The organism is Thermodesulfovibrio sp. 3907-1M, from assembly GCF_040450955.1.
GTDB lineage: Bacteria > Nitrospirota > Thermodesulfovibrionia > Thermodesulfovibrionales > Thermodesulfovibrionaceae > Thermodesulfovibrio > Thermodesulfovibrio autotrophicus.
Map to the genome: position 1 here is coordinate 122,186 of NZ_CP144373.1, position 11,566 is coordinate 133,751.

Below are 11,566 nucleotides of genomic sequence, written 5' to 3' on the forward strand. Positions count from 1 at the left end.
CCTATTTAACCGCTTTCAGTTTTCGCTCTTTTTTCTTCTCTTCAAAAATCATCTGATCAATTGGAGCTCCTGGCGGCACCATAGGATAAACTTTTTCTTTCCAGTCAACAACAAAATCCATAAATACAGGCTTTCTTATTGATAAAGCTTCTTTTATTACAGGTTCAACCTCACTTGGTTTGGTTGCTCTCAATCCAACAGCTCCATAAGATTCTGCGACTTTTACAAAATCAGGTGCTGTGCTTAAATAGGTATGTGAATATCTTTCATTGTAAAAGAGTTCTTGCCATTGTCTGACCATTCCAAGATAACTGTTATTAATTATTGCCACCTTTACAGGTAAATCATAAACCACTGCTGTTGCAAGTTCTTGAATATTCATCTGGATACTTCCATCACCTGCTATGTCAATAACTGTCATATCAGGAAAGGCAAGCTGCGCACCAATTGCTGCCGGAAATCCATATCCCATTGTTCCAAGTCCACCTGAGGTTACAAGCCTGCGAGGTTTGTCAAATTTGTAAAACTGAGCTGCCCACATCTGATTCTGTCCAACTTCTGTTGTAATAATTGCATCCCCTTTTGTAATTTCATATATTTTTTCAATAACATACTGGGGCTTTATAACTTCTGGATCAAATTCATATGTAAGCGGTCTTTCCTTTTTCCATTGATTTATCTGTTTAAGCCAAGCCTTTCTGATCTCCTCCCACTGAGGCTTAATTTCTTCTTTTATGATTTTATTGAGCACCTGAAGAACCCTGCTTACATCTCCAACTATTGGGATATCAACTCTCACATTCTTACGAATTGATGTAGGATCAATATCTATGTGGATAATCTTTGCCTGAGGAGCAAACGCATCTGCTTTCCCTGTTACTCTGTCGTCAAATCTCATTCCAATTGCGATGATTAAATCGGAATTCTGAACTGCCATATTAGCATAATATGTTCCATGCATTCCAAGCATTCCAAGTGAAAGTTCATGGGTGCGAGGGAAACTGCCAAGCCCCATAAGAGTATTGGCAACTGGAATCTGAGTAATTTCTGCAAGTTCTTTAAGATATTCATGTGCATTGGAAATAATACATCCACCACCGGCAATGATGACAGGTTTTTTTGCCCTGGCTATTTCCTGTGCTGCTTTTTTTATCATGTAAATATTACCCTCATAGGTCGGATTGTAACTTCTTATATGAACTTTTTCTGGCCAGACAAACTCTGTCTTACCCTGAGTAACATCCTTAGGAAGATCAACAAGCACAGGACCTGGTCTACCTGTAGTGGCAATATAGAAAGCTTCTCTTACCTGTTTTGCTAAATCTTTTACATCCTTTACGAGGATATTGTATTTGGTGCAAGGTCTTGTAATTCCTACAATATCTGCTTCCTGAAAGGCATCATTTCCAATAAGAAATGTGGGAACCTGACCTGTAAAGATAACAAGTGGAACAGAATCCATGTACGCAGTCGCTATTCCTGTTACAGTATTAGTTGCTCCTGGACCACTTGTAACCAGAACAACGCCTGGTTTTCCACTGACCCTTGCATATCCATCAGCAGCGTGGGTAGCTCCCTGTTCATGTCTTGTAAGAATTAGCTTTATATCTGGATCATCGTAAAGAAGGTCAAAGATGTCAAGAATTACTCCTCCGGGGTAACCAAAAATGTGTTTTACTCCCTCCCTTTTCAAACATTCAATTAAAATTTCTGCACCTTTCATTTTTGCCATGGCTATACCCTTATTTTATAAGTTTTGAAAAATAAAATACCATAACTGTCTCTATTTAATCAATTTTTCAAGCATTTTTATGCTTTTAAACACATCTTCAGGAGTATGAGCTTCAATTGTATGTAAACAATTTTCATTTTTAAATAATCTAAAAAATTTTTCAAAATCAAAGCAACCACTTCCAATACAGAGATGTTCATCAAACTGTTTGTTGTTGTCATGGAGGTGAAGCTCAATTATATAATCATTCAACGAATAAAGCCATTCTTCAATGCTTTTTTTTGAAAAGAGATTAAAATGCCCTGTATCAAAACATATTCCAAAATAAGGGGAGCGAATTTTTTCCATAAGCATTTGCAGATTTTCTGGGTCTTCTTCAAAAATGTTTTCTATGGCAATTTTAATCTTTAAATTTTCCCCTCTTGGTAAAATTTTTTCCCATGTTTTAAGACTTGCCTCCAGCCACACTTTTACTTTAAAGGCATACTTCCATTTTTCATAGCCTGAGTGAAAAACTATTGATTTTGGGCTTAGGATTTCAGCAATGTCAAAAACCTGATTAAATCTTTCAACTGTAATCTCTCTTACCTTTGAATCAACTGCACCGGGAGATAAATCCATAAATGGTGCATGGAAAGATAAACAAGGCTCATAGGATAGAGTTTTTTTAAGTTTTTCTATATCCTTTGTAGTAATACGGTCAAGGGATTGAGAGTCAAAATATATTTCAAGGTTAAGTTTTTCTTTTTGAATGATATCAATGTAATCATAAATTTTGTTATATGGTACATGGATATGTATGTTTTCCATCTAAGTGGATTTTTCCTCTGATTTTTTGGAAGTTTTGTCTGAATTGGAAGAACCATTCCCTGAGTTATTTTTTCTTGCATAGTCTGTCACATACCAGCCACTTCCCTTTAAAATAAAAGAAGAGTGGGATATAAGTTTTTTAAGCTCTCCTCCGCAGACAGGACAATTTTTTAAAGGTTCTTCGCTGAATTTCTGAATAACTTCGTGAACTTTGTGGCATTTCATACATTCATATTCATAAATTGGCATCTGACTGCACCCCTCCTTATAAAGATATTGATAAATTTTATTTTAAAACATTCTTAGCCATTTTTGGTATATTTTGGTATAATTAAGTAAAATTTTTTAAGGAGGCTTCAGACATGAAAGTTCTTGTAACTGGTGGAGCCGGTTTTATAGGAAGTGATTTTGTAAGATTAGCTGCAAGAAAAGGCTGTAAAGTTACTGTTGTTGATAAATTGACTTATGCTGGTGATATGGAGAGACTCAAACCAATTCAAGACAGAATAGATTTTTACAATGTAGACATCCTTAACAAAGAAGAATTAAGAAAAATATTTGAAAAACATAAACCCAAAGTAGTATTACATTTTGCAGCTGAAACAAATATAGACAGATCAGTTATAGAGCCGAGTATTTTCATGGAAACGAACATCATAGGAACTATATATCTTCTTGAGCTTGTTAAAGAGTTTGAGGTAGAAAAGTTTATAAACATTACCTCTTATGAAGAATATGGCGATATTAAAGAGGGAGAAAGGGATGAAGACTGTCCTCTGAATCCTCGTTCTCCCTATGCTGTGAGCAAAGCATCAGCAGATATGCTTGGACAGGTTTACTGGAGAGCATTGAAAGTTCCTGTTATTACTTTAAGACTTTGCAGTATTTATGGTCCCTGGCAAAATCCTGAAAGACTTATACCAATGACCATACTTAAGGCTTTGCGAAATGATTATATCCCGGTTTATGGAACAGGGGACATAATTCGTGAATGGCTATATCTTTGTGATTGTATAAGGGCAATTTTTGCAGTTCTGGAAAAGGGTAAACCAGGAGAAGTATATAATGTGGGAAGTGGAGAGAGGTTTCAAGTTATTGACATCGTAAAACAAATACTAAAAATTCTTGAAAAACCTGAAAGCCTGATAAAGTTCGTTCCAGATCGCCCCGGACATGAAAAGAGATTTGCCATATGTAGTGAAAAAATCAAAAACAGAACAGGCTGGGCTCCTGCAACAAAGTTTGAATCTGGATTAAAATCTACAATAGAGTGGAATTTAAACAACAGAACATGGCTTTTCAAAAAGCTTTTTTATTATGAAGATTTATGGAGCAGGCTATACAGGGAAGATTAAACTACTATATCGGCACATCAGGCTGGCAGTATGGACACTGGAAAGGCGTTTTTTATCCTGAAGAATTACAATATTCAAAATGGTTGTCTTATTACTGCAGGCATTTTTCAACTGTGGAAATTAATGTTACTTTTTACAGAGATGTAAGAGCATCAACATTTCAAAAATGGTATAATCTGACGCCAGAAGATTTCCTTTTCTCGGTAAAACTTTCAAGGCAAATAACGCATTTTAAAAGACTTAAAGTGAATAAAGATTCAATCACCAGCTTTATTGAAAAATATGCTACTTTAAAAGAAAAATTAGGCATTATTCTGATTCAACTTCCACCAGGATTAAAATTTGATGCAAAAGTAGTTGATGATTTCGTTTCTTTGCTGGACAAAAAATATAAATATACTATTGAAGTCAGGAATAAAACCTTCATTGATGACGACTTTTTTAGTATTCTAAAACAGAATAACATTGCTTTCTGTATAGCAGATTCCGCTGGAAGATTTCCTTACTATGAAGCCATTACAGCAGACTTTGTTTATGTGAGACTGCATGGATCACAAAGGCTTTATGCCTCAGAATATACAGATGAGGAATTAAGAATGTGGGCTCAAAAGCTTAAAATATGGAATAAGCCTGCTTATATTTACTTTGACAACGACTTTCTGGGATACGCTGTGAAAAATGCATTGAGGCTTAAAGAGATTCTCACTGACATTTCTCCTTCTCAAAAATAGGGCATACTCCTTCCTGAGTAGTTGTTTGAGGAGCTTGGCTGAGCAGATATTCTTTAATCTCAGCCTGTCCAACAATAAATTTTTTCGTTGTGCCTTCATCACAAAAAAGAACAGGGACATGCTCTATTTTCAGAGTTCTAAGAATACCTGAAATTTCTTTTGCCTCAATAGTCTGAACTGAAATTGAATGAGTTTTACAGAACTGTATTACCTCTTCACAATGGGGACATCCTCTGGAGTAAACAAGAACATACCTGGAAGAAGGTATCAGGTTAATCTCAGGATTTACGAAGTAGGTTATTAAAATCAGGCAAACAAAACCAGCAAACGCATAAACCATTTCCAACCGTTTTTTAAATAGTCTTAAACAGATGCTTATAAAAAGAATTCCAAAGACGGTAAGACAAAAGATGCATAGTTCTTTAATTATAAACAGTTGGAAACCAAGTAAATAACCTTCTACTGATAAGGCTGCAATGAGAATCCCTGAATGAATATATTCAATTAATGGTTTAATCTTCTCAGGAAATTTATAAGAAGAGAGAAAGATTAAGACTCCAAATAAGACTAAACCTGCAATAAGAAGAATAAGGTCTCCTCCTTTAACAAAACTTTCAACAATCCGGCATCCCTCTGCCAAGCAAAGACTCTTACCATAAATATGGAAGATGGTTTCAGCTAATACAACTACAAAACCAATTAGATAAAATACTAAAGTTAAACTTTGAAATCTGAACTTTGAATCACCGAAGGCTTTAGTGTTAAACATAGTTATAATATACCACAATTTGCTCACAGGATAAACTATGCGCTGAGATTTCTAAGGTTGCCGTCAAAAAAAATTTTTACTTCTGTTGTCTGCTCAGCCTTCAACAATTGAGAATTCTTTCCACATGAACCAGTTACCTGTATCACTCAAAAAATTATAGGTTTCAGAAAAGATTCTGTGATGCTGTTGTTCCTCGTAAATTAGTCTTTCAAAAAGCTTCTTTTCCTTTTCAGTAGCTACCTCCTCTTTTACTTTTTTATAAAATTCTATACCTTCTTTTTCCATCTGCATCGCTATTCTGAATGCTTCAAGGTCATCAGTCTGAGCTTTTATTCTTTCCATCATCTGGTCTTTCATTTCTTCAAAGATTGTTTTAACTGTTTTAACAGGATTTGATTCTCGAACTGTAAGCTCAAGTCCTTTAAGAACTTCCTCAATCATCTTAATGTGATTTTTTTCATCCTCAGCTATAGTCAGAAACATTTTTTTGCCCACAGGATGGGAAATTTTCTCTGCTGCTTCAGTGTAAAACTTTACAGCATCTGTTTCCATTTTTAAAGCAACTTCAATGGATTTCATAAAATCCTCCATAATTAATCTTCTGGTTCAAACATATCTTTTGTTGCACCGCAAACAGGACAACTCCATGTATCAGGCAAATTTTCAAAGGCTGTTCCTGCTGGAATACCGTTATCAGGGTCTCCCTGTGCTGGATCATAAACATAGCCACATACACTGCATTTGTACTTTTTCATAGTTTCCTCCATTTAAAAGAAAATTATTTTAGAATTACTTTAAGTTATCTCTTTTTAATATGTCAAATCTGGTGTTATAATAATAGTTGATATGAAAATCAAACTTATCCTGATTACAGTTGTTGTGCTCATTGCATTTCTTGCAGGTGCAGGATTTGCCTTATTCAGAGATATACCCTCAATAAAAGACTTTGAAAAGGTAAAACCAACTCAGGGCACAAAAGTCTACGCAGAGGATGGAACACTAATTGGCGAGTTTAAAATTCAAAAGGGCATATACATTCCGCTGAGTCTTATTCCAAAGCATCTTATAGATGCTGTGGTTGCTACAGAGGATAATCGCTTCTGGAAGCATAAAGGAATTGACTATATTGGAATAGGAAGAGCATTAATCACTGATATTCTACATATGAGTCTTAAAGAAGGTGGAAGCACAATTACTCAGCAGCTTGCAAAAATAATGTTTCTTACTCCAGAGAAAACTCTTTCAAGAAAAATAAAGGAAGCCTATCTTGCAATGAAAATTGAAAAGGAATTAAGCAAAGAAAAAATACTTGAGCTTTATCTAAATAATGTTTATTTTGGACACGGAGCCTATGGTGTGGAAATGGCTTCAAGAATATATTTTGGCAAATCAGTACAAAAGATTACCCTGCCTGAAGCAGCCTTACTGGCAGGATTAATAAGAGCACCAAATACATACTCTCCATACAATGATCTTGTTAAAGCAAAACAGCGTCAGGAGACAGTGCTTGAAAGAATGGAAAAGGAAGAGTTGATTACTCCACAGGAAAGAAAAAGAGCATCTTCACAGCCTCTTCATCTGAGTTCATTGAGAATTTCCACTGAAAACTATAACTACTTCCTTGAGTATGTAAGAAAACAGCTTGAGGAAAACTTTGATATTGAGAGAATATACAAGGGGAATTTAAGAGTTTATACAACCCTTGACCCCCATGCCCAGCGGGCAGCGCAGAGAGCTCTGCAGGAAGGACTTAGAGATGTGGATAAAAGGATTGGCTGGCGAGGTCCAATTAGTAAGGTTTCTATAAAAAATAATGAAGAAAAGGAAGAAAAAACTGCCTTTAGCCCAGCAGTTGGAGATATTGCAAAAGGTATTGTTGTTTCTGTTTCACCAAATCAGGCAGTTGTGAAAGCAAGAGGATTGAAAGGCAAACTGAATTTACAGGATGCTTTATGGGCAAGCAAAATAGTTGACCATTCGGGGAAAGTTAAAATCATAAAAAACTTTCATCTTACAGACGTCTTACATCCAGGCGATGTAATAATGGTTAGGTTCAAATCAATTGGCAGGGAAATTCTCTTTTCCCTTGAGCAGGAACCAGAAATAGAGGGAGCTCTGGTCGCATTGGATCCGCAATCAGGATATATAAGAGCAATGGTGGGTGGATACAGTTTTCAGAGAGGAGAGTTCAATAGAGCAGTTTATGCTCGCAGACAGCCGGGAAGCAGTTTTAAACCATTTGTTTATGCCACTGCAATAGAAAAAGGATTTACACCAGAAAGCACCATTCTTGATGAGCCAATCAGTTACAGAACAGGGCTAAAAGAATGGGCACCATCCAACTATGATGGTGAATTCTGGGGGGAGATAACCCTAAGAAGAGCGCTGGCTTTCTCAAGAAATGTTCCTACAGTTAGATTGGCAGAAATGCTCGGAGTTGATTCAATAATAAATCTTGCCAGAAGAGCAGGAATTAACTCAGAAATGCCAGCAGATCTAACTCTTGCCCTTGGTAGCCTTAGTGTTTCTCCTTTGGAGTTAACTTCAGCCTTTGCTGTATTTGCCAATGGAGGTAAAAGAATTAAGCCAATAGCAATAAAATATGTAACTGATGCCTCTGGCAAAATTTTACTTCAGAATGAGCCTCAGCTTGAGGAGGCAATCTCACCTGAAGTTGCTTACACCATTACGGACATGCTCAGGGATGTTGTCGCTTATGGAACAGGAACAAGAGCGAACATTGGAAGACCCGTAGCAGGCAAAACAGGAACGAGTAATGATTTTAAAGATGCATGGTTTATTGGATACACACCACAACTTGTTGCTGGAGTCTGGGTTGGCTATGATGATATGAGAAAAAGTCTTGGAGCTGGAGAAGCAGGTGGAAGGGTTTCTGCTCCAATATGGGCTCAATTCATGAAAGAAGCTCTGGCTAATAAAGAAATACGAGATTTTACTTTGCCTGCATCTACTCAGGAATCCAGAGAAAGCTCAAAAAATCCTGAAGTCCAGAAAGATTCTAATAATCAAACAATTAACATTATGCCAAGATAAAAGGAGTTTAATATGAAAATAGTGATTTTTGGGCTTGGAGCTTTAGGAACAGTTTTTGCTACCTGCCTTAAATCAAGGGGGCATACTGTTTTTGGACTAACAAAAGATAAGTATATCAATGAGCTCAAAGATAAAAGATTAAAAATAAAGGGACTTTTTGGAGAAAAAGAAGCTCAATTAGATGAAATCTTTACAAATATTGAACAAATTCAGGATAGAGATTTAGACCTCATCATTGTCTCAGTTAAAGCCTACGATACTCAAACAGCAATTAATCAGATTAAACCAATAATCGGACAGAACACGCTTGTTTTACTTGCTCAAAATGGATATGGAAATTATGAAATAGCGAGCTCTATCTTAGGTAAAGAAAGAGTAATTCTTTCAAGAATAATCTTTGGTGCAAAAATTGTTGAAACAGGAATGGCTGAAGTAACTGTTTTTGCCGATGATATAGTTATTGGACAGCCTGACAATGCGATTCCTGAAGAAAAATTAGTTGAAATTGCAAAATTTTTCAATGAGGCAGGGCTTCCTACAAGGGTATCTCAGGATGTTTATGCAATACTGTGGGATAAAATTCTTTATAACTCTGCATTAAATCCTCTGGGCGCAATTCTTGAATGCAGTTACGGTACTCTTGCAGAGCATGAGGAAACAAGAAAGATAATGGATAAAATTGTTGAAGAGATCTTCAATGTTGCAAAAATAAAGAAAATAAAACTTAACTGGAAAGACTACAGAGAATATCTTCATCATTTTTATGAAAAACTCGTTCCTCCTACAGCAAAGCATTATCCATCAATGTATTATGATATAAAAAATGGTAAAAAAACCGAGATAGATGCATTAAACGGAGCAGTTGTAAGAATTGCAAAGGAATGCAATATATCAGTTCCTGTGAATGAAACGATTACAAATCTTATAAAGGCAAAAGAAAATTTTGTAAAAATTGAATAAAAATTTCTTTTATTTGAACATCTTTTTATGGTAAATTATCACATGATTGATTTTATTTTTAATCCAGACTCTATAGCTGTTGTGGGTGCCTCTTCTGAAGAAAAAAAAGTAGGGAATGCTGTCCTTAAAAACCTTATTAATGGATATACTGGCAAAATATATCCTGTAAACCCTTCAAGAACTGAGATACTTTCACTGCCCTGTTATCCTTCTGTATCAGCCATACAGAATAGAGTTGATCTTGCCATAATAGTAATTCCAGCTAAGGCAGTAGCAGAAGCTTTAAAAGATTGTGCCCGTGCAGGAGTCAAAGGAGTTGTTGTAATAACTGCAGGTTTTAAAGAAATTGGTGGTGATGGTGTAGCAAGAGAAAAAGAAATTGTAGAGATTGTAAGAACTTCAGGAATGAGAATGGTTGGTCCAAATTGCCTTGGTGTGATGAACACTAAAAATAAAATGAATGCTTCTTTTGCAGCTGAGCTACCCCCATCAGGAAGAGTTGCTTTCTTTTCTCAATCAGGAGCCTTAGGAGTCGCAATTATAGACTGGGCAATAGAAAATAATTTTGGTTTTTCAAAATTTGTGAGCTTTGGCAATAAAGCTGACCTTAATGAAACTGATTTTCTTGAATACTTTGCAAAAGACCCTGATACTGATGTAATTCTTGGATATATTGAAGATGTTGTGGATGGCAAAAGATTTCTTCAGGTAGCTAAAGAAGTCACAAAAATCAAGCCTGTAATACTGATAAAATCAGGTGCCACAGAAGCAGGTGCTCGTGCTGCATCCAGTCATACAGGAGCCCTTGCTGGTTCTGATAGAGCTTTTACAGAGGCTTTCAGAAAAACAGGTATCATCAGAGCTTCAGGGATTCAGGAATTATTTGATACAGCTGAAATGTTTATTTCAAGAAAAACTCCCAGAGGTAGAAGGCTTTTAATTATCACAAATGCTGGAGGACCTGGCATCATTGCAGCAGATGCTGCAGATAACCTCAGGATAAAACTTGATCCAATGACCAGAGCATCAATAGATGCAATAGCTGAAAAACTGCCTCCAACTGCCTCTCTTTACAACCCTGTTGACATAATTGGAGATGCAACCTCAGAAAGATATAAAGTTGTTCTTGAACAGGCTATTAAAGATGAAGCTGTAGAAGGAATCTGCGTAATTCTTACTCCTCAGGCAATGACAGATGTTGACAACATTGCTGATGTCGTAATTTCTTCAGCAAACAACACAGATAAACCTGTTTTTACCACATTTATTGGAGGACAGAGAGTAAGAAATGCAGTGAACAAGTTAAAACAGTCAAGAATTCCTTCTTTTAGTGACCCTGCTGTAGCTGTTAATGCTTATAGAAAACTCATTGATTTTGTAGAACTTAGAAAGAAAAAGATATCCGATGAAACTCAAATACAGATATCATCTGAAAACATTGAAAAAGCAAGACAGATTCTTCAAAATATGCAGTCTCAGGGAATTTCTGAGATTGGTGGAGAAGAGGCAATGCAAATACTCTCACTTTACGGATTTTCTTTCCCTGAGAGAGCTCTTGCAAAAACTCCTATGGAAGCAGTTGCAATTGCAGAAAGAATAGGCTATCCAGTGGTCATGAAGGTTTCCTCACCCCATATTCTTCATAAAACAGATGTTGGCGGAGTAAAACTAAATCTCAACAATGATAGAGCTGTTTACAACGCCTTTGTAGAAATAACAACAAATGTTAAAAGAGTTATGCCAGAGGCATACATAGAGGGTGTAATGATTTATGAGATGGTTTCAGGTGGTAAAGAAGTTATTCTTGGAGTAAGCCATGATAGAACTTTCGGACACATGATTATGTTCGGACTTGGAGGAATTTATGTTGAGGTGCTCAAGGATGTTTCTTTCAGAATAGTCCCTGTTACAGAAGAGGAAGCCTTTGACATGATAAATGAAATTAAAGCAAGCAGAATACTGGATGGGGTAAGAGGTGAAAAACCCTATGATAAAAATGACATAGCAAACTGCATAAGAAAGCTTTCAAGGCTGGTTATGGATTTCCCCATGATTAAAGAAATTGACATTAATCCATACATGGTATTCAATAACGGTGGTATTGGACTTGATGCAAGAATAATAATTTAAAGAGCGAAGGAGTTTAGAAGGAGGG

At 36.1% G+C, this 11,566-nt stretch carries 11 protein-coding genes; 5 read left to right on the forward strand and 6 right to left on the reverse strand.

Annotated elements, in window-relative coordinates; genetic code table 11:
• Nucleotide 1 precedes the first annotated feature (1 nt).
• The 3 genes from ilvB to V4D30_RS00600 are packed head-to-tail and all read right to left on the reverse strand — an operon-like array spanning nt 2 to nt 2,791.
• Complete coding sequence (ilvB, locus tag V4D30_RS00590) at nt 2–1,732, reverse strand: biosynthetic-type acetolactate synthase large subunit (RefSeq protein ID WP_353684313.1); 1,731 nt, start codon at nt 1,730–1,732, stop codon at nt 2–4.
• Nucleotides 1,733–1,783: 51 nt separating this feature from the next.
• Complete coding sequence (locus tag V4D30_RS00595) at nt 1,784–2,542, reverse strand: sugar phosphate isomerase/epimerase family protein (protein WP_353684314.1); 759 nt, start codon at nt 2,540–2,542, stop codon at nt 1,784–1,786.
• Nucleotides 2,543–2,791 (reverse strand): zinc ribbon domain-containing protein, encoded by a 249-nt coding sequence (locus V4D30_RS00600; protein ID WP_353684315.1) that lies wholly within the window; start codon nt 2,789–2,791, stop codon nt 2,543–2,545. It abuts the gene before it with no gap.
• 113 nt (nt 2,792–2,904) lie between these two features.
• Here V4D30_RS00600 and V4D30_RS00605 point away from each other — a divergent pair, with 113 nt between their 5' ends.
• Together V4D30_RS00605 and V4D30_RS00610 are read left to right on the forward strand one after the other, a co-directional pair.
• Entirely contained in the window at nt 2,905–3,897 is a 993-nt protein-coding gene (locus tag V4D30_RS00605) for a dTDP-glucose 4,6-dehydratase (protein ID WP_353684316.1), read from the forward strand.
• Nucleotides 3,870–4,628 (forward strand): DUF72 domain-containing protein, encoded by a 759-nt coding sequence (locus tag V4D30_RS00610; protein WP_353684317.1) that lies wholly within the window; start codon nt 3,870–3,872, stop codon nt 4,626–4,628. Before V4D30_RS00605 ends, V4D30_RS00610 begins: the two co-directional genes overlap by 28 nt.
• Here V4D30_RS00610 and V4D30_RS00615 read toward each other — a convergent pair.
• From V4D30_RS00615 to rd, 3 genes are all read right to left on the reverse strand, one after another.
• Entirely contained in the window at nt 4,600–5,397 is a 798-nt protein-coding gene (locus tag V4D30_RS00615) for a hypothetical protein (protein ID WP_353684318.1), read from the reverse strand. The genes V4D30_RS00610 and V4D30_RS00615 overlap by 29 nt on opposite strands.
• A 93-nt stretch (nt 5,398–5,490) precedes the next feature.
• Nucleotides 5,491–5,976 (reverse strand): ferritin family protein, encoded by a 486-nt coding sequence (locus V4D30_RS00620; protein WP_353684319.1) that lies wholly within the window; start codon nt 5,974–5,976, stop codon nt 5,491–5,493.
• Between the two features lie 14 nt (nt 5,977–5,990).
• Nucleotides 5,991–6,152, reverse strand: a complete 162-nt coding sequence (rd, locus tag V4D30_RS00625) for a rubredoxin (protein ID WP_353684320.1) — start codon at nt 6,150–6,152, stop codon at nt 5,991–5,993.
• Between the two features lie 91 nt (nt 6,153–6,243).
• Here rd and V4D30_RS00630 point away from each other — a divergent pair, with 91 nt between their 5' ends.
• Genes V4D30_RS00630 through acs form a run of 3 tightly spaced genes read left to right on the forward strand, consistent with a single transcriptional unit; the run spans nt 6,244 to nt 11,541 of the window.
• Nucleotides 6,244–8,451, forward strand: coding sequence for a PBP1A family penicillin-binding protein (locus V4D30_RS00630; protein ID WP_353684321.1), 2,208 nt, complete (start codon nt 6,244–6,246; stop codon nt 8,449–8,451).
• Between the two features lie 12 nt (nt 8,452–8,463).
• Nucleotides 8,464–9,411, forward strand: a complete 948-nt coding sequence (locus V4D30_RS00635; protein WP_353684322.1) for a ketopantoate reductase family protein — start codon at nt 8,464–8,466, stop codon at nt 9,409–9,411.
• A gap of 42 nt (nt 9,412–9,453) precedes the next feature.
• Nucleotides 9,454–11,541 (forward strand): acetate--CoA ligase alpha subunit, encoded by a 2,088-nt coding sequence (gene acs, locus V4D30_RS00640; RefSeq protein WP_353684323.1) that lies wholly within the window; start codon nt 9,454–9,456, stop codon nt 11,539–11,541.
• Nucleotides 11,542–11,566: the final 25 nt, after the last annotated feature.

Bases quoted from the DNA above. Each gene is read 5' to 3' on its own strand.
- ilvB (WP_353684313.1), bottom strand. From the start codon at position 1,732: ATGGCAAAAATGAAAGGTGCAGAAATTTTAATTGAATGTTTGAAAAGG.
- V4D30_RS00595 (WP_353684314.1), bottom strand. From the start codon at position 2,542: ATGGAAAACATACATATCCATGTACCATATAACAAAATTTATGATTAC.
- V4D30_RS00600 (WP_353684315.1), bottom strand. From the start codon at position 2,791: ATGCCAATTTATGAATATGAATGTATGAAATGCCACAAAGTTCACGAA.
- V4D30_RS00605 (WP_353684316.1), top strand. From the start codon at position 2,905: ATGAAAGTTCTTGTAACTGGTGGAGCCGGTTTTATAGGAAGTGATTTT.
- V4D30_RS00610 (WP_353684317.1), top strand. From the start codon at position 3,870: ATGGAGCAGGCTATACAGGGAAGATTAAACTACTATATCGGCACATCA.
- V4D30_RS00615 (WP_353684318.1), bottom strand. From the start codon at position 5,397: ATGTTTAACACTAAAGCCTTCGGTGATTCAAAGTTCAGATTTCAAAGT.
- V4D30_RS00620 (WP_353684319.1), bottom strand. From the start codon at position 5,976: ATGAAATCCATTGAAGTTGCTTTAAAAATGGAAACAGATGCTGTAAAG.
- rd (WP_353684320.1), bottom strand. From the start codon at position 6,152: ATGAAAAAGTACAAATGCAGTGTATGTGGCTATGTTTATGATCCAGCA.
- V4D30_RS00630 (WP_353684321.1), top strand. From the start codon at position 6,244: ATGAAAATCAAACTTATCCTGATTACAGTTGTTGTGCTCATTGCATTT.
- V4D30_RS00635 (WP_353684322.1), top strand. From the start codon at position 8,464: ATGAAAATAGTGATTTTTGGGCTTGGAGCTTTAGGAACAGTTTTTGCT.
- acs (WP_353684323.1), top strand. From the start codon at position 9,454: ATGATTGATTTTATTTTTAATCCAGACTCTATAGCTGTTGTGGGTGCC.